The following is an 18867-nucleotide window of genomic DNA, read 5'->3' as shown; positions in this document are numbered from 1 at the left end:
GCTTTAATCCATTTTTGAACTGCAAATGTCTGATTGAAATTTCAAATATTTGGTAGGCGAAATATTCATGTAGTATTTAAAATCATGAATAAGCTGGCTTTGATCGTAATATCCACATTTATCTACAATAGTTAACCAATCTGTTTTGCATTCTTCTAGTATATCTTTCTCTATTTGATTAACAGCTTTTAAAAACCTTTCGTAACGATTTGCTTCTTTAATTGTGTAACCAAAAATTTTCTTTTGGTTAAGTTGAATATTTCTTTCTGTTTGGTTGATCTGCGAAGCTATTGCCTTTATAGGATTTATATTCTCGTTTTGAAAATCGTTTAAAAGTGTTGTGATTGCTGTTTGCTCTCTTAAATATGGCTTGCAGAAATCTAAAATATAATCAACACGATCTTTTGTATCTGGAAGTTTAATGAGCTCATCCCATAAAAGTGTAAAACAATTTTCATTAATTAAATCATCTGGATGAATGGGCAGAGAATCAAAAAGAGCATTTCCAAAGAACCGATAAAAAGCATCTTCTTTAAAATTGGCAACTAGAATCTCTGAATTAGGTTCTAAAGTATAATCAAAAGCTTGTTTTATCGGACCAAGAAGAACACATTTTTCAACTTCCAAAAAATGATTCTGCTGAGATTTCAAGTATGATTTTGTGCCGAAGTTAAAAACTAAAATAGTCTGAAAACTAGGCAATAAAGTTTTTGTAATAGGAAATGTCGTTTTGTTTTCGGCAAAATAAAAATGAGAGAAAACAGTTTCAAATGCTGAAGGAACTGCAATTCTATAATTGTTATTTTCTTCAGCATTTTTCATACTATAATTATTAGAAATTTATTCAACAAATTCAGCCTCAAACAAATGAGCTAAATGCTTAATAATTCTCGATTTTACTTCTTCTTCATCTACTCTTTCCACACCAAGTTCAACTTGTAAAGAAGTAACGCCTTTTCCGCGAATTCCACATGGAATAATATTATCAAAATAACCCAAATCTACATTGACGTTTAATGCAAATCCGTGCATGGTTACCCACCGTGAAGCTCTTACGCCCATTGCGCATATTTTGCGGGCAAACGGGGTTCCAGCTCCAAGCCAGACACCAGTTTCTCCTTCGCTTCTACCCGATTCTAAGCCATATTCTGCTAAAGTCAAAATAATTGATTCTTCGAGTAAACGTAAATATTTATGAATATCTGTAAAGAAATTTTCTAAATCCAGAATCGGATAACCCACAATTTGTCCAGGTCCATGATACGTAATGTCGCCGCCACGGTTAATTTTATAAAAAGTTGCTCCTTTTGCTTCGAGCTGTTTTTCGTTTAATAATAAGTTTTCTAAATCACCGCTTTTTCCTAAAGTATAAACATGCGGATGCTCTACAAACAATAAATAATTTGGTGTTGGCAGATCAAGTTCTTCTCTTCTGTTTTTGATCTTTAAATCGACTATATCTTTAAAAATTTCTTCTTGATATTCCCAAGTCGATTTATAATCTTTGTTTCCCAGATCCTGAAGTTGGATTTTTTTATTCATTTTAATTATTTTTCAAACTCAACATCAAAGTTAAGTTTGTCTGGATTCTCCATATAATCCGTGAAAGAGTATTGAATTGTAATTGATTTTCGATCGTCGCTAAATAATGCATTCGGATTAGAGACTTTCTTAATCTTTTCTGGAAAGTGATATTTTACAATATAGTTAGAAGATGCAAACATCATTTTAGACATATCTGGAGCAGAGTCCTTCGCTTTTGCTGCCAGTTTTTGCTGGTCTATTACTGCTTTTCTTGTAAATTTCTTTCCGTCGTATGTATAGCTTAATTTACTATTATTATCTCCAAAACCATTTCCAAGCGGATTTGCATTTGCTCCTCCTTCCAACTTTTGAAATGTGCTTAGTGTTTGCAAAATGTCTTGCAGCTCGTTTACATTTTTAAAGTCAGTAGCCATTGTCATTAGAAATTGTTTTTTCTCCGAGCTCATTTTTGTGGTAACTACAAAGTTTTCGAGTTTTTTGAGTTCTTTTTGAGTTTCTGGAGACAACTTAGCAATACTGTCTTTTTTCTCTTCGAATAATTGTTTGAAGGTAAAAGTGGAGTCAATATCTTTTTTAGCATCGCTGCCCATTTGACCTGCTAATTGATCTCCCGCCATTTCCATCAAAGCAGAACCATCCATGTCAACAGCAAATTTTCCAGTTCCGTTATCATTGATGTAAATATTTTCAGTAAAAGTACAGCTTGTTAATGTTGCTATTAAAAAAGAAAAACTAAGTAGTTTGTATAATTTCATCGTAGTGCAATTTTTTATCAAATATACGAAGACTATTTTATTTTTTAAGATTCTGAGATATTCAGATATTAAGGTACCAAGATAATAGCTTTTAAATTCAGTAAAATACTTCTCAAAGCATATTTTGAAAATAAAAATATCTAACATATTTCCGATAGAAGCGGTATCGTTTTCTGCTTTTTCTGCAAAAAAGATACAATTGCCCCCAAGCTTCGGAAGCAAGACAAAAGGTGATTGAAACCCAATAAATTGCTGCTGCAAAAAATCTAAAATCTGCATTCTAAAATCTACATTCTTTTCTTTATCTTTGCACACTTAAAAAAAGAGCACAAAATGGCATTATCAGAACAAGAAATCATCAGAAGAGAAAAACTTCAAAACTTACGCAGTCTGGGAATCAATCCTTATCCAGCTAATCTTTTTCCTGTAAATCATACTTCTAAGCAAATTAAGGAGTCTTTTGAAGAAGGTAAGAAGGTTATTGTTGCGGGTCGTTTGATGAGCGTGAGAGATCAAGGAAAAGCTTGTTTTGCTGAATTGCAGGATAGCGAAGGACGTATTCAATTGTACGTGAATCGCGATGTTTTGTGTGAAGGTGACGATAAAACTTTATATAACCAAGTATTTAAAAAATTAACCGATTTAGGTGACTTTATTGGTATTGAGGGTGAATTGTTCACTACAAAAGTGGGTGCACAATGCGTTCGCGTTGACGGTTTTACTTTCTTGAGCAAAACGTTACGTCCGCTTCCTTTACCAAAAGTTGATGAAGAAGGAAACGTTCACGATGCATTTAATGATGCTGAATTGCGTTACAGAATGCGTTATGTAGATTTAACTGTAAATCCGCATGTTAAAGAAACTTTCATCAAACGTACAAAGTTATTCAGCGCAATGCGTGGTTATTTTAACGATGCTGGATATCTTGAGGTTGATACTCCGGTTTTGCAGTCAATTCCTGGTGGTGCTGCGGCAAGACCATTTATTACACACCATAATTCGCTTGATATTCCGCTTTATATGCGTATCGCAAACGAATTGTATTTAAAAAGATTAATTGTTGGTGGATTTGAAGGTGTTTATGAGTTCTCAAGAAACTTTCGTAATGAAGGAATGGACAGAACACATAATCCTGAATTTACTGCAATGGAAATATATGTAGCCTACAAAGACTACAACTGGATGATGGAATTTGCTGAAGGTTTATTGGAACATTGCGCAATTGCTGTAAATGGTACAAGCGAAGTGACTTTTGGTGAACATACAATCAACTTTAAAGCTCCTTATGCACGTGTTACAATGACAGATTCTATCAAACATTTTACTGGTTTTGATATCTCTGGAAAAACAGAGCAAGAATTGTTTGAAGCTGCAAGAGGAATGGGAATCGAGGTTGACGAAACAATGGGTAAAGGAAAATTAATTGATGAAATTTTTGGAGCGAAATGTGAAGGAAATTATATTCAGCCAACTTTCATTACAGATTATCCAAAAGAAATGTCTCCGCTTTGTAAAGAGCATAGAGATAATCCAGATCTTACAGAGCGTTTTGAATTAATGGTTTGTGGTAAAGAAATCGCAAATGCATATTCTGAATTAAATGACCCAATTGACCAGCGTGAGCGTTTTGAAGATCAAATGCGTTTGGCTGCAAAAGGTGATGATGAAGCTAACGGAATTATCGACGAGGATTTCTTAAGAGCGCTTGAATACGGTATGCCACCAACTTCTGGAATGGGAATTGGAATGGATCGTTTGATTATGTATTTGACAAATAATGCTTCGATTCAAGAGGTTTTATTGTTCCCACAAATGCGTCCGGAGAAAAAACAAGCTCAAGTTGAATTATCGGATGAAGAAAAATTTATCGTAGATTTATTGAAAGGAAACGAAAGTAAAATGGATCTTCAGCAATTAAAAATTACTGCCAATTTAAGTGGTAAAAAATGGGATGCGTCTATGAAAAATTTATCTAAACATGGTTTGACTAAAGTTGTGGTTGACGGCGAGTTTAAAACGGTGGAATTGGTGGGATAAATTTTTTAAAATTCCAATTTTAGAAAATTTCAAATTCCAATTTGGAATTATAATATTCAAACCCGATAGGTTTTAAAAACCTGTCGGGTTTGTTAATTTTTAATAGATTCAAACCTAAAACGAATACTTCTCTAAATTCTTTCCTTGAATATCTAAAACTGTTGTACTTTCTTTTGGAATATCCCCTTTTAGCTTTTCTTGAACAGAAGGATTTGACGGATATTTTCCGTTTTTCATTTTTACAAGATGAGAAATTCCGCCGCTTTTCACGATCAGATCATAAAATTTATCGGTTGAGGAAGTCGCTACATAAATTGGAAAATCGGTCACTGTGAAACGATTAATTACGCTTCCGTCATTATTTAAAATATACCCCGAACATCCTCCGCTTCCGCAGAAATATGAATTGGAGAAACCAACAAAATATTCATTTTTTTGATCGTTATTCAAATCAAAAGCTTCATAATAAAAGTAACGGTCATCTTTTGTCATTGCAGGAAGATCTGCTTTTAACAACACATTCAATTGTTTTCGAATCAAGTCAACTGTTTTATCTTCTTTTGCTGGAGCGTCACTTACGTCGGCAGTTCCCGCAGCAGTTTTTGACAAAGTGTCTTCAGCAATTGTTTTGATTATACTTTTGTCGTCGGTTTTATCTTTATTTTGACATGAAATCATTCCCAGAATCATAACTGCCGCTAAAATTGTATTTCTCATAATTTCTTTATTTTAAATTCTCAACATTACGTTTGTTAAACCAATAAAGCTGCTTTGTTTTCAATATCATTTTGACTTACCAGTGATTTTATATTATTGAACGTTACCAAAGCAATCTGCGTTAAAGCTTCATTGGTAAAAAATGCTTGATGCGCTGTTACCAAAACATTCGGAAAACTCATTAAACGCTGAATTGCATCATCTTGAATAATATCTGCTGAAAGATCTCTAAAGAACAGTTTTTCTTCCTGTTCGTAAACATCAATTCCTAAATAACCTATTTTACCTTCTTTTAAACCTTCAATAACGCAGGCCGTTTCTATTAATCCACCACGGCTTGTATTGATAATCATAACGCTGTCTTTCATCAAAGCAATTGAGTCTTTATTAATGACATGCTTCGTTTGATCGTTTAGCGGACAATGAAGCGAAATGATATCACTCGATTTAAAAATCTCTTCTAAACTAACAAAAGAAACGCCGTCTTTTATCATTTCTTCATTGGTAACAATATCATACGCCAAGACTTTACAGCCAAAACCTAGAGCAATTTTCGCGAAAGCTTTACCGATATTTCCTGTTCCGATAATTCCAATTGTTTTGCCAAATAAATCAAAACCTAATAATCCATTTAAGGAAAAATTCTGTTCGCGAACTCTGTTGTAAGCTTTGTGTGTTTTTCGGTTTAAGGTTAAAATCATTGCCATTGCATGTTCTGCAACTGCCTGCGGAGAATAAGCTGGAACACGGCAGACTTTTATATTGTATTTTTTAGCAGCTTCTAAATCAACATTATTAAATCCGGCGCATCGTAAGGCTATAATTTTTACATTCTTTTCTGCTAATTGTTTAATAACGGCTTCGTTCACAATATCATTTACAAAAACGCAGACAATCGAAGCGTTTTCGATTAAAATTACGGTTTGCGGATTTAACTGCGTTTCAAAGAAATCCAGTTCAAAACCAAAATCAGTATTATATTTATTAAAGAATGCTTTATCGTAAGGCTGTGTTGAGAAAAAAGCAATTTTGTTGTTCTTTACATTATTTTCTAAACTCATAATACATCGTTTTTGGTTCTTAATTTCTAGTTTTACTAAATTAAGCAATTAATTCTGACGAAAGCATATAAATTACTGTTCTCTGAATTTTAAATGATCTGTACTAAAAAGCAAACCAATTCCACTGTAAGGATCTTTTTTTAAATCGAAAAAACTATTTACTCCCGACAGATCTTTATATAAATCAGCAATTATAGAAGAATTTTGAAATCCATCAATTGTATGATTTATAATTGTATCAGCAAGACAGGTTAATTCTTTTGAAGCATTTGTAACACCAATGTTATTTCCCGTTTCCCAATCCCAAATAATCCAATCCCAATTGTGTTTGCGTCTCACACAATCAAGCCATAAATAAGAAAGATTCGTGATTTTTAGTTGATTAAAATCTTTTTCTTTCCAATATTCCACACTTTCTATTATTGCTTCTACAGCTTCATCTGTTTGATCGTATATAAAATCAGGATTAGAGATCTGAATAATCTTTAGAGCATTATTTATTTTTGTATTGATTGATTTTAATTCTTTTTCAGTTGGTTTTCTTAAAAAGGCAAAATCAATATCTTGTTTTTCAAAAACGTCTCCTGCTGATTTTACAAGCATTACATAAGGAATACATTTTACATTAGCATTTAGGTCCAAAAACTCTTCATTTGGATCAAAAGAAAAGTTAGCAGCAGTATAAAAACCTGAGACATATTTCTCCTCAATTTCTTTTATCAGCTGATAATTATGATAATTTAAATCTTCCTTTATTTCATCTTCATTCTTAAAGTTACAAAAATAATCTGGCTGAAGCATCCAATACAAACAGAGAGCCGTTCCCTTATCAAGGTATTTTTGTTTTATAATCCATTTAAAAGGTTCAATACCATCATCATAATTCCAATGTTGAACAAATTGATGAAGCTCTGGAGCAGTTAGTTTTTGATAAGACAGCTCTCCTTCTAATGCTTTAAGGACTCTATTCTTGTTATTTTTAGTAAATAGTTTCATTTTAGTTTTGATAGTGTCAATTTTTGAAAAACATGCAATAATTAAACAAATTTAATAGTTTATAAAAGGAGAACTAAAATAATTGGCTTCATTAATTTATTAGTATTTATTTTTTGATTATTATTTTATGTTAAAAAAAAGATAAACCAAAAGATTACTTTAAACCTATTACATCGATTAAAGTCTAACGAGTATAACAATTAAAAAAACTTAAAAAATGAAAAAATTATTAATCGCAGCTATGTTATTTGTTGGAATAGCAAGTTTTGCACAAGACACAGATCAAAAACCTCAACGCGAGCAAAGAGAAAGAATGACTCCAGAACAGCGTAATGAGAAACAATTACAAAAATTAACAACAGAATTAAGTCTTGACGCTAGTCAGCAAGCACAGGTTAAACAACTTTTGGCTGACAGAAGTGCTAAAGCTGAAAAATTTAGAGAAGCAAGAAAAGACAATACTACAAAACCTACTGCTGAAGAAAAAGCTGCTTTCAAAAAACAAATGGAAGATGAAGTTGCAGCAAACGATGCTAAAATGAAATCGATCTTAAAAGCTGACCAATACACAAAATGGAAATCTTTGCAAGAAGAGAAAAAAGATAAAATGAGAGAAAAGGTAAAAGAGTATAAAAAAGAAAACAACTAAAAGTAGTTTATAAAAGAGGTCTAAATGGCCTCTTTTTTATTTCCATTATTATTTATGCTTTCATTAATACTTTCTGTTAAATAAAAGACAAACTTAATATTTGGATTAAACTTAATAAAATCGTGGCAGTCTAATTGCTATAATCTTAAAAAAACGAATTATGAAAAAATTATTTATCGCAGCTTTATTATTCGTTGGAGTAGTAAGTTTTGCACAAGACATCAATCAGAAACCGGCACGTGATCAAAAAGAAAAATTAACTCCGGAACAGCGTAACGAAAAACATTTACAAAAACTGACTTCTGAATTGAATTTAGATAAGAAACAACAAGAACAAGTAAAACAGCTTATAGCTGAAAAGAGTGCCAAAGCAGAAAAATTTAAGGAGTCTAGAAAAGACAGCAAAACAAAACCTACTGATACCGAAAGAGAAGCTTTAAAAAAACAAATAACAGCTGAAAAAGAAGCTACAGATGCTAAAATGAAAGCAATTCTAAACGCTGATCAATACACAAAATGGACGGCTCTTAAAAAAGATCACAAAGATCATAAAGGAAGAGGAGATCATAAAGGAGATCACAAAACGCCGCAAGAACGCGATCAAGCACATTTGCAAAAATTAACTACTGATCTAAGCTTAAATGCTGACCAGCAAAAACAAGTCAGCCAGCTTTTATCTGACAGAAGTACAAAAATGGAAACGCTGAAAAAAAGCCGAGGTGACGCAAAACCAACTGACGCTGAAAGAAAAGCCATGAAAAAACAAATGGAAGAGGATCACAAAGCTTTTGATGCAAAAATGAAATCTATTTTGAATGCAGATCAATATAAAAAATGGACAACGATTCAAAAAGAACACAAAGATAAAATGAAAGATCACCGAAAAGATAAAATGTAATTGAGATCAAAAAAAGAGGCTGTTAAAGCCTCTTTTTGTTTGTATTATTTTATCGGATTTAATATCAAATCAATTCTTTTGATACAATCTTCATAATGATATTTGGTTTCGGTATTAACTGCTCCTGCTTTTGCTGCAACGAGTGATTTTCGTAGTGCACTTAATTCTCCTCTTACTAACGCTCTTAAATCAGATTGAGTTACGTTATAATAAATAGTAGATCTATCTGTTGGTTTAATTTCCTCAGTCATTAAATATCCCATTCTGTCAATATATGCACGCTGTAAGTTCCTGCGATAAACAGTTACATTTGAAGCCGCCGCAGCTTCTTTCCAAATTCCTCTTCGGATGTCTTTGAAGAAATCTAAAGCTTTGTAATTATCACCGCTCAAAATTTCGTTGTCCATTAGTCTTCCAACTCTTCCTAAAGTCATTAAATTATTAAGCTGTCTTACTTGCAGACTTCTAAACTTTTCTGTGTAACCCGCAAACTCTGTATTTTGGAGCGTTTTTACATTTACAATCCAGGTTGGCGATTCAAAAGCATTTTTTTGAAGCCAATTCATCGCTTCAATTTGTTTTGCTTTTGGCACTACTTCATAAACACTTCCTGCTTGATTTGGCTTTTTAGTATTTTCATAAATTCCTCCAACATTGGTTACAACATGACCAACATAACGACTCCAGCAATCTAATAACTCTTTGTATAATTCGTCTAAATCTTCGTAATTATTAGTAACATTACTGGTCCATTCGTTTAAATGACTCGCTACATATTCTAAATTTTTAAGTCCGTAAGAACTTGCTTTCATCGAATTATTTCCAATGTCTTCTGTTTGAGAAGAAGGATCAAAAGCACTACTTTGTTTTCCGAATTTATAAATCGGATTTCCTGCTTTATCCAAGATCCATTTGTCTAAAGTTGGTACTTCTTCTTGTGGAGATTTCACATTCGGGATCACTCTGTATCCCCAATTTACAGCATATTGATCGTAGGCACCCATTTTACGAACAAAACGTATATTTTTATCTCCAGGCTGTGCGATGTAATTAAAACGGGCATAATCCATTATACTGGCTGAGATTCCGTTTTGCTGTGTAAAATCCCCATTTCTATAACTCTCCACATCATAAGCACAACTTGCGCCCATATTATGAGGAAAACCTAATGCATGCCCAACCTCGTGTGCAATAACCATTCGCATCATTTCTCCCATTTCTTCGTCGCTCGTCTGTAAAGTTCTCGCTGACGGATTTGCTGCTCCAGTTTCTAATAAATATCTATTTCTATAAGAACGCAAATGATTGTGATACCAAATTACATCACTCTCTATAATTTCTCCCGTTCTCGGATCTGAAACACTTGGTCCAACTGCATTTCGTGTTGTACTGGCGACATATCGAATCACAGAGTAACGAACATCTTCTGGGCTAAAATCTGGATCTTCTTCTTTAGTTGGGGCATCTTTGGCAATAATGGCATTTTTAAATCCAGCGGATTCAAACGGTTTCTGCCATTCTTCGATTCCTTGTTTAATGTATTTTTTTAATTTTTCAGGCGTTGCAGGATCGAGATAATATACAATTGGCTTTATTGGCTCAACCAATTCTCCTCTGTTGTAGGCTTCTGGGTCTTTTGGCTCTAATCTCCAACGTCTGATATAGGTTTTCAAATCCGATTTTAATTCGTTACTGCCATAATCGTATTGACTTACAGTAAACCAGCCCACACGCGGATCTGCCAATCTTGGTTTCATTGGAACTTCTGGAAGCAAAATCATAGATTGATTCATTTGAATACTTATAGATTCTGATTCTTCTAACATCGAAGGTTTCGAAGCGTTGTATGTAAAGTCTTGAATTACTTCGATATTCATCGGAAAACTTTTCATTGCATTAATGAAACTTCTCGAATCATCTAAACCTTTAACTTTATAGGTTTCTCTCATTTCTGCTGAAATTCCGCTGATTGCTTTTACATCTGTGCTGTAGAATTTAGTAACATCAATAACTATATTTGCCGAATCTTTACTAAAAGCAGCGATATCAAAAGCATATAAAGTTGGTTCATAATTATTTGATTTTACCGAAATACTAATCGGTAATGTATCATTGGCAACAGCATTATAAGATTTTGATTTGATTAAGATTTTATCTTGAAAACGCTGCCAGACAATTAACTGTTCATTGGTTTCAGAACCTGCGTTTACGTAACCTCCACCTAAATTAGAAGGCAGTTTTGCAAGTCTGCTCACTAAAAGCATGTCTTTGTTTAAATATTTATTCGGAATTTCGAAGTAGTATTTTTTATCGACTTTATGAACTGTAAATAGACCTTCGTCTGAAACTGCATCTTTGGTAATTACTTTATTGTAATCTTTAATCGAAGATTCTGGTTTCTTTTCTGGCTGAGGTGCCGGAACTTCTTTTTGATCTTTTTTCTTTTTATTCTGTGAAAATGTTTTGGAAGGAGATAGCGCAAAAATGGCTATTAAAGATAAAATGAAAAATTTCTTCATTTAATGTTAGTTTAGTGGTTAATTGACAAACAAAAATAATTTTTACTTACAATAACACAACCAATACCATTCGTATTAACTTTTTATTAACTAATAAAATTCTTGCATAAAAAAAGGCTCAACTTTTTAATAAAGCGAGCCTTAAATATTGTTTTTCTATAAATTAGAATGTCTTCGAAACTTTGTCGATCGCATTAATTGTAAAATCTAAATCTTCGTAAGTTAACGCATCTGTAATAAACCAAGTTTCATAAGCAGATGGCGCAATGTAAACACCTTCCTGCAATAATCCGTGGAAGAATTTCTTAAAGGTTTCATTATCACCTTTTGCAGCCGTTTGAAAATCTGTAACTGGATTGGCATCAAAATGAACAGAAATCATAGAACCAACTCTATTAATTGTAAAAGTGACATTATTCGCTTTTAAAACTCTATCAATTCCTGCTTCTAGGTAAGCTGTTTTTTCTTCTAAACGAGTAAAAATTTCTCTATCATTATCCAATGCTTTTAGCATTGCCAATCCCGCTGCCATTGCTAATGGATTTCCAGATAATGTTCCTGCTTGATAAACTGGTCCAAGAGGCGCTAAATGGTTCATGATTTCTTCGCGCGCAGCAAAAGCCCCTACTGGAAGTCCTCCTCCTATTACTTTTCCAAAAGTCACAATATCAGCATCGACACCATACAATTCTTGAACTCCACCACGAGCCAAACGGAAACCTGTCATAACCTCATCAAAAATCAAAAGAATTCCGTTTGCTGAACACAATTCTCTTAAGCCTTCTAAGAATCCTTTTGCTGGCGGAATACATCCCATATTTCCAGCAACTGCTTCAATAATAATCGCTGCGATTTCTCCTTTATTAGCTTCAACTAAAGTTTTTACATTTTCTAAATCATTGTATTTTGCTAACAAAGTATCTTTTGCAGTTCCTTCTGTCACTCCTGGACTATTTGGAGATCCAAAAGTTACAGCACCGCTTCCTGCCTGAATCAAAAATGAATCAGAATGTCCATGGTAACAGCCTGCAAATTTTACTATTTTATCTCTTTTTGTAAATCCGCGAGCCAGACGAATCGCACTCATACACGCTTCTGTTCCTGAATTTACAAATCTAATTTTATCAATATTCGGAACCATAGAAACGGCCAATGCTGCGATTTCTGTTTCCAATTCTGTCGGCATTCCAAATGAAGTTCCTAGTTTTGCTTTTTCGATCACGGCATCAACAACCGGCTGATAAGCATGACCCAAAACCATTGGTCCCCAAGAGTTAATATAATCAATTAATTTATTTCCGTCTTCATCATATAAATAAGCACCTTTAGCACTTTTTACAAAAATTGGAGTTCCGCCAACAGCTTTAAACGCTCTTACTGGTGAATTTACTCCTCCTGGAATTACTTTTTCTGCTTCAGCAAAAAGCTGACTACTTCTTTTATATAACATTCTTATTTTAGATTTTAGAGTTCAGATTTTAGATTTTTTAGATTAAAAACTGAAAAACTTATTTTTGGATTTTATATTAACTTCAAACTGAAAACTGAAAATTGTGACTGAACACTGTGACTGAACACTGTGACTGAGACTGAAAACTTTTACTTCACCTTCAATCTCTGCCCAATTGAAATCGCATTATCAGTCAGGTTATTTTTTCTCTTCAAATCATCAACTAATAAATTAAATTTCTTTGAAATGGAATACAAAGTATCTCCTTTTTGAACTTCGTATGAATTTGGATCATACGTATTCATATTGATCTTTGGATCAGATGCGACATCATAAGATGTTTTTTTTGCTGGAGCAGAAGTATTGATTGGCACGTAGTTTCTACCTGTAACTTGACAATCGTATTGATGCAGATTGTAACGTTCAATATAACTAATTAACTTATCTGGATATTTTGGATCTGTTGCATAACCTGCCGCTCTCAAACCTTTTGCCCAAGATTTGTAATCGTCTTTTTCGTAAGTAAATAAGGTAGCATATCGTTTTTTTCCAACCAAAAATAAAGCGTGATCCCTGTAAGATTCTGAAGCTTGAGGATATTTTCTAAAACATTCCTGAGCCGAATCATCGTCGTGGCGAACACTTTCTCCTAACCAATCATTATGACATTTAATCCCGAAATGATTATTCGCTTCAAGCGCTAGATCTCCTCTTCCCGCACCCGATTCCAAAATTCCCTGTGCTAAAATAATACTGGCTGGAATTCCATAAGTTTTCATGTTTCCCATCGCAATCTCTTTATACTGCAAAACATAATTATTAATCAAATCGCTGGTTACAACTGTTTTTGAAGTAGATTGAATAACCTCAGTTGTATTATTTGTAGAAGGATAATTTTTACCAATTGGTTTAACGGGAGTAGTTCTTTTTGCCGCTGCAGTCCTCGTTTGAACTGCTGCAGCCTTTTTAGTCGTCGCGATGGCAGGCTTACTAGAAGAGCAGCTTGCTAAAGCTAATATTACGAGAAGTAATACAATTTTTTTAATCATTGGTTTTGAGTATTGGTAATTTTTTCTGCTTCAACTTTATATTCATTCCATCAATTCCCTGTAATCCACCAGTGTGAATGAGTAAAATTTTTGAATGTGCAGAAAAATAATTTTTGCTGATTAAATCTATAACGCCAAAAACCATCTTTCCTGTATAAATTGGATCTAAAGGCACTTTATTTTCTTCAAAAAAAGCATTTATAAATTCGATTAATTCTAAATTTATCTTGCCATAACCTCCAAAATGATAGTCAGAAATTAAATTCCAGTTATCTTTTTTTGCAAAAATACGAATTTCATCGGTTAAAAAGTCACCTTTTAACGCTGGAAACCCTAAAATTTTCTGATTTGGCAATGCACTATTAATTAATCCAGAAATCGTGCCGCCAGTTCCAACAGCGCAACAAACATAATTAAAGTCGACATCTTCATCTGTCAAAATCTCTTCACAGCCTTTTACAGCCAGTTCGTTTGTGCCTCCTTCTGGAACTAAATAAAAGTCTCCAAATCTATCTTTTAACTTTTCAATAAAAGAACTTTCGTTTTTTAAACGGTAATCTTCACGAGAAACAAACTCAAATTCCATTCCGTTTTCCTGAGCAAATTTTAAAGTTGGATTTTCTTCAATTTTATTCAAAAGTTCATCGCCTCGAATAATACCAATCGTTTTAAAACCCTGCTCCTTTCCCGCATACGCCACTGCTGCAATATGATTGGAAAATGCGCCGCCAAAAGTCAATAGCGTTTTTTTATTTTCGGCTTTCGCCTGAAGTAAATTATATTTTAATTTTCGAAATTTATTCCCCGAAACAAAAGGATGAATCAAATCTTCACGCTTTATCGTCAAAGAAATGTCATTTGGAAAATTGATTGAAATAGGCTGGTTGATAACTGGATTCATTTTAATGTAATATAATGTAGAAACTGAAAAAAAGATCGCTGTTTCAAATAATCCAACTCGGTTTCTTTTGCGTAAGCTTCTCTCTCAAAACTAATATTTCGGTATGCCAAATCCATGTTTTGGTATTGAACTAATCGAATTAAATATTCGAGAACATACCAGACAAAAAACGGAATTACCAAAAGTTCTAACTGCTGTCTCAAATGAATTTTTTCGTGGTTTACAAAAACTCCGTTCGATTTATCAAAATCATATTTTATTAAAATAAACGGAAATACAGCCATTCCGCGATATCCTTTCGGAATTAAATATTTGGCAACAATCAGAAACATTGGCTGTAAAATTTATAAATTTGTAGATATAAAATTATTAGATTTCATTAAAATCATAATCAAATATTTATTTTTGATTTTTAAGAAATGAAAATACGACCGAAAGCAGTTTTATGAAAGAGCAAAGTAATGAAAATAAATTAATCGAAGGCGAAGATTTTTACTATACACCCGAAGGTTATAAATGCTTTACTGAAAAACACCATTTAAAAAGAGGTTATTGCTGCAAAAGCGGCTGTCGTCATTGTCCGTATGGTTATGATAAAAAGACAGGCACGATTAGGAAATAATCTAATTAGAAAATGTGCCAATTTGATAATTAGATAATTATTGAAAGTGAATTTAAATTAAACTAACCTCATTAAAGATAGATATGATTTTCAACTTCAAAAAAATCTAAGAAGTCTAACAATCTAACATCTAAAAATCTAAACAAAAAATGAATGTTTTTATAACTAAAAATATACCTGAAGCCGGGATTGCATTATTAAAGGAAAAAGGCATCAACCTAACTATAAATCCAACAAAGCATGTATTATCAAGGGAGGAATTTATAAAAATATGTCAGGAAAATGATGCTCTTCTAAATGTAGGCTCTAGTAATTTAGATGAAGATTTTTTTGAGCAGTGCCCAAATTTAAAAGGTATTGCTTTGTTTTCTGTCGGATTTGATTCTGTTAATATAGAATCGGCAAATAAGAGAAAAATTCCTGTTGGAAATACGCCTGATGTTTTGAGCAGAGCAACATCTGACACCGCTTTTTTATTGATGCAGAGTGTAGCCAGAAAGTCGTTTTACCATCACAAAAGAATTATAAACGGCGAATGGGGAACTTTTGATGCAATGGCCAATTTAGGACAGGAACTTTATGGAAAAACGTTGGGAATATTTGGTTTAGGAAGAATTGGTTTTGAAATGGCGCAAAAGTGTAAAGCTGCTTTCGGAATGAACATTATTTACCACAATCGTTCTCATAATGAAAATGCCGAAAAAGAACTTGATGCGGAATTTGTAGATTTTGAAACTCTACTTTCACAAAGTGATGTTTTGAGTGTTCATGCTAATTATACTTCAGAAAACAATGAACTTTTCAATAAAGACACCTTCGCTAAAATGAAACCTAATTCGATTTTCATTAATACAGCGAGAGGAAAATTTCATAATGAAGAAGATCTTTATCATGCCTTAACCAATGATATAATTTGGGGAGCTGGACTTGACGTTACGAATCCAGAACCTATGAAACAAGACAATCCGTTATTAGAGCTGCCAAATTGCTGTGTTTTACCGCATATTGGTTCTGCAACCTACGAAGCCAGAAATGGAATGGCTGTTTGTGCCGCACAAAATATAATAGCACTTTCTGAAAATAAAAAAATGCCGTTTTGTGTTAATGAAGAAGTTTATATTTAAAAGTTCCAAATTTTTAAATTCCAAATTCCAATCTAAAATCTGAAATCAACAATCTAAAATTATAAAATGGATATTCGTTCAAGAAAATTTAGGATTAAAATCCACAAATCTTATCATAGGTCGGATATCCGTTATCCGTAGTTTTTTTTAATTAGAAAATGTGTCAATTTGAAAATTAGATAATTATTGTTTTATCGAATTTTCATGGGCAAAAATTTCGCTCCGATGGAGCTTTTGTACCGATCCGTTTTTATTCTCTATAACTATTTCGCCTTTCCAAGGCTTAAAAAAAATAACTCTGGAGGAGTTAAATATTTATAGAACATAATTATCGATTTTAATTTCAGCCCCAGCGGGGCGACACAACTAAAGGTAAAAAACCTTAGCAACTCAGAATCTTAGCAACTTAGCACCTTAAAAAAAAATGACTTTCAAAGAAGAAATACAACAAGGAATTCCAAATATATTACCTCCAAAAAAAGAATACGATTCAACGATTAACCACGCGCCAAAACGAAAAGAAATTCTTTCGGCAGAAGAAAAAAAACTGGCTTTAAAAAATGCGTTGCGTTATTTTGATCCAAAACATCACGCCGAATTAATCCCTGAATTTTCAGAAGAATTAGAAAAATACGGACGTATTTATATGTATCGCCTGCGTCCAGATTACAGAATGTACGCAAGACCAATTGACGAATATCCAGGAAAATCATTGCAAGCCAAAGCTATCATGCACATGATTCAGAACAACTTGGATTATGCTGTAGCGCAGCATCCGCATGAATTGATTACGTATGGAGGAAACGGTGCCGTTTTTCAAAACTGGGCACAATATTTATTGACGATGCAGTATTTGTCTGAAATGACAGATGAGCAGACTTTGACCATGTATTCTGGACATCCGATGGGATTATTTCCTTCGCATAAAGAAGCACCAAGAGTAGTGGTAACAAACGGAATGGTAATCCCAAATTACTCCAAACCTGACGATTGGGAAAAAATGAATGCCCTTGGCGTTTCGCAATACGGACAAATGACCGCCGGAAGTTATATGTACATTGGCCCGCAGGGAATTGTACACGGAACTACAATTACGGTTTTAAATGGTTTCAGAAAAATAAAATTAAATCCGGAAGGAAATCTTTTTGTGACATCTGGACTTGGCGGAATGTCGGGTGCACAGCCAAAAGCTGGAAATATTGCCGGATGTATTACGGTCTGCGCCGAAGTAAATCCGAAAATCACTAAAATTCGTCACGAACAAGGATGGATTAATGAAGTGGTAACTTCTACAGATGAATTGGTTGCGAGAGTCAATTCGGCGAAAGCCAATAAAGAAGTAGTTTCGATTGCTTATTTAGGAAATGTAGTTGATGTTTGGGAACGCTTTGATCAGGAAAATATCAAAATTGATTTAGGTTCAGATCAAACTTCTTTACATAATCCTTGGGCTGGAGGTTACTATCCAGCGGGGATTTCTTTTGAAGAAGCCAATCAAATGATGGCCGATAATCCCGAATTATTCAAAGAAAAAGTACAGGAATCTTTACGCCGTCAAGCGAAGGCAATTAACAAACATACTGCAAAAGGAACTTACTTTTTCGATTACGGAAATGCCTTTTTACTGGAAGCTTCCCGCGCTGGTGCAGATGTCATGGCAGAAAATAATATCGATTTTAAATATCCAAGTTACGTTCAGGATATTATGGGACCAATGTGTTTTGATTACGGATTTGGTCCTTTCCGTTGGGTTTGTACCTCTGGAAGACCCGAAGATTTATTAAAAACAGATGCAATTGCTTGCGAAGTTTTAGAAAAAATGGCTGAAACTGCTCCAAATGAAATTCAGCAGCAAATGCAGGATAACATCAAATGGATTAAAGGTGCACAGGAAAACAAACTGGTAGTAGGTTCTCAAGCCCGAATTTTATACGCTGACGCAGAAGGAAGAGTTAAAATTGCAGAAGCTTTTAACCAAGCGATTGCTAGAGGTGAAATTGGAGCTGTGGTTTTAGGACGCGATCATCATGACGTTTCTGGAACTGACTCACCTTATAGAGAAACATCTAATATTTATGACGGATCACGTTTTACAGCCGATATGGCTATTCAAAACGTAATTGGCGACAGTTTTAGAGGAGCAACCTGGGTATCAATTCATAACGGCGGAGGAGTTGGCTGGGGAGAGGTTATAAACGGCGGATTTGGTATGGTTCTTGATGGTTCTAAAGAGGCTTCAAAGCGTTTAGCATCAATGCTTTTCTGGGATGTTAACAACGGAATTTCCAGACGAAGCTGGGCTCGAAATGAAGGTGCTGTTTTTGCCATAAAAAGAGCAATGGAAAATGAGGCTTTATTAAAAGTAACTTTACCTAATATGGTAGATGAAAGTCTTCTTAGCTAAGTAGATTTTTTCGTACCCTTATTGTCATCTTGAGCGAAGTCGAAGGCTAATGAAACCGAATGAAATCACTCTGACAGAAAAAATAAAGTTGTTTTTTAGGATAAACTAATTACAAACAAGAACATTAAATTTTTAATAAT

17 protein-coding genes are annotated in these 18867 nt (G+C 33.7%); 6 read left to right on the top strand and 11 right to left on the bottom strand.

Annotated elements, in window-relative coordinates:
- Positions 1 to 3 precede the first annotated feature (3 nt).
- From EDB96_RS05455 to EDB96_RS05445, 3 genes are read right to left on the bottom strand one after another with little or no spacing between them, the layout of a single operon-like run.
- The gene (locus EDB96_RS05455; RefSeq protein ID WP_134139581.1) at positions 4 to 822 is read right to left on the bottom strand and encodes an AraC family transcriptional regulator; all 819 of its coding nucleotides are present in this window, start codon (positions 820 to 822) and stop codon (positions 4 to 6) included.
- A gap of 18 nt (positions 823 to 840) precedes the next feature.
- A complete protein-coding gene (gene lipB, locus EDB96_RS05450) occupies positions 841 to 1542 on the bottom strand; it encodes a lipoyl(octanoyl) transferase LipB (RefSeq protein WP_134139580.1) in 702 nt (233 codons plus the stop codon).
- Between the two features lie 5 nt (positions 1543 to 1547).
- Positions 1548 to 2300, bottom strand: a complete 753-nt coding sequence (locus EDB96_RS05445) for a hypothetical protein (protein WP_134139579.1) — start codon at positions 2298 to 2300, stop codon at positions 1548 to 1550.
- 333 nt (positions 2301 to 2633) lie between these two features.
- Between EDB96_RS05445 and lysS the strand changes: the two genes are divergently transcribed.
- On the top strand, positions 2634 to 4337 hold the full coding sequence (gene lysS, locus EDB96_RS05440; protein ID WP_057117071.1) for a lysine--tRNA ligase: 1704 nt from the start codon (positions 2634 to 2636) through the stop codon (positions 4335 to 4337).
- A gap of 114 nt (positions 4338 to 4451) precedes the next feature.
- Here the strand turns inward: lysS and EDB96_RS05435 are convergent, their stop codons facing one another.
- From EDB96_RS05435 to EDB96_RS05425, 3 genes are all read right to left on the bottom strand, one after another.
- Complete coding sequence (locus EDB96_RS05435; protein ID WP_134139577.1) at positions 4452 to 5054, bottom strand: hypothetical protein; 603 nt, start codon at positions 5052 to 5054, stop codon at positions 4452 to 4454.
- A gap of 35 nt (positions 5055 to 5089) precedes the next feature.
- Positions 5090 to 6115 (bottom strand): 2-hydroxyacid dehydrogenase, encoded by a 1026-nt coding sequence (locus EDB96_RS05430; protein WP_134139576.1) that lies wholly within the window; start codon positions 6113 to 6115, stop codon positions 5090 to 5092.
- A 72-nt stretch (positions 6116 to 6187) separates the two neighbouring features.
- A complete protein-coding gene (locus EDB96_RS05425) occupies positions 6188 to 7111 on the bottom strand; it encodes a DUF4274 domain-containing protein (RefSeq protein ID WP_134139575.1) in 924 nt (307 codons plus the stop codon).
- Positions 7112 to 7328: 217 nt separating this feature from the next.
- On the opposite strand from EDB96_RS05425, the gene EDB96_RS05420 reads away from it, so the two are divergent.
- On the top strand, positions 7329 to 7760 hold the full coding sequence (locus EDB96_RS05420; RefSeq protein WP_134139574.1) for a hypothetical protein: 432 nt from the start codon (positions 7329 to 7331) through the stop codon (positions 7758 to 7760).
- 160 nt (positions 7761 to 7920) lie between these two features.
- Entirely contained in the window at positions 7921 to 8658 is a 738-nt protein-coding gene (locus EDB96_RS21170) for a hypothetical protein (RefSeq protein WP_243839309.1), read from the top strand.
- A 44-nt stretch (positions 8659 to 8702) separates the two neighbouring features.
- On the opposite strand, the gene EDB96_RS05410 is transcribed toward EDB96_RS21170, so the two are convergent.
- The 5 genes from EDB96_RS05410 to EDB96_RS05390 form a co-directional block, all read right to left on the bottom strand.
- Complete coding sequence (locus tag EDB96_RS05410) at positions 8703 to 11177, bottom strand: zinc-dependent metalloprotease (protein ID WP_134139572.1); 2475 nt, start codon at positions 11175 to 11177, stop codon at positions 8703 to 8705.
- A gap of 163 nt (positions 11178 to 11340) precedes the next feature.
- The gene (gene hemL / locus EDB96_RS05405; RefSeq protein WP_134139571.1) at positions 11341 to 12627 is read right to left on the bottom strand and encodes a glutamate-1-semialdehyde 2,1-aminomutase; all 1287 of its coding nucleotides are present in this window, start codon (positions 12625 to 12627) and stop codon (positions 11341 to 11343) included.
- Between the two features lie 149 nt (positions 12628 to 12776).
- Complete coding sequence (locus EDB96_RS05400; protein ID WP_057117081.1) at positions 12777 to 13676, bottom strand: glucosaminidase domain-containing protein; 900 nt, start codon at positions 13674 to 13676, stop codon at positions 12777 to 12779.
- Positions 13669 to 14577, bottom strand: a complete 909-nt coding sequence (locus EDB96_RS05395) for a 1-aminocyclopropane-1-carboxylate deaminase/D-cysteine desulfhydrase (RefSeq protein WP_134139570.1) — start codon at positions 14575 to 14577, stop codon at positions 13669 to 13671. Before EDB96_RS05395 ends, EDB96_RS05400 begins: the two co-directional genes overlap by 8 nt.
- Positions 14574 to 14909, bottom strand: a complete 336-nt coding sequence (locus EDB96_RS05390; protein WP_134139569.1) for a hypothetical protein — start codon at positions 14907 to 14909, stop codon at positions 14574 to 14576. The genes EDB96_RS05395 and EDB96_RS05390 overlap by 4 nt, the downstream gene beginning before the upstream one ends.
- A 113-nt stretch (positions 14910 to 15022) precedes the next feature.
- Here EDB96_RS05390 and EDB96_RS21020 point away from each other — a divergent pair, with 113 nt between their 5' ends.
- From EDB96_RS21020 to EDB96_RS05380, 3 genes are all read left to right on the top strand, one after another.
- Positions 15023 to 15199 carry a DUF5522 domain-containing protein gene (locus tag EDB96_RS21020; RefSeq protein ID WP_157848510.1) on the top strand — a complete coding sequence of 59 codons (177 nt, stop codon included), beginning with the start codon at positions 15023 to 15025 and terminating at the stop codon, positions 15197 to 15199.
- Between the two features lie 149 nt (positions 15200 to 15348).
- Positions 15349 to 16323, top strand: a complete 975-nt coding sequence (locus EDB96_RS05385) for a 2-hydroxyacid dehydrogenase (protein WP_134139567.1) — start codon at positions 15349 to 15351, stop codon at positions 16321 to 16323.
- Between the two features lie 424 nt (positions 16324 to 16747).
- Positions 16748 to 18727 carry a urocanate hydratase gene (locus EDB96_RS05380; protein WP_134139566.1) on the top strand — a complete coding sequence of 660 codons (1980 nt, stop codon included), beginning with the start codon at positions 16748 to 16750 and terminating at the stop codon, positions 18725 to 18727.
- The last annotated feature ends 140 nt before the right edge of the window (positions 18728 to 18867 follow it).

Origin of the sequence: Flavobacterium sp. S87F.05.LMB.W.Kidney.N, from assembly GCF_004366435.1 — a bacterium.
Taxonomy (GTDB): domain Bacteria; phylum Bacteroidota; class Bacteroidia; order Flavobacteriales; family Flavobacteriaceae; genus Flavobacterium.
The sequence above is the reverse complement of the archived record's forward strand: the minus strand, read 5'-3'. Positions and strand labels throughout refer to the sequence as shown.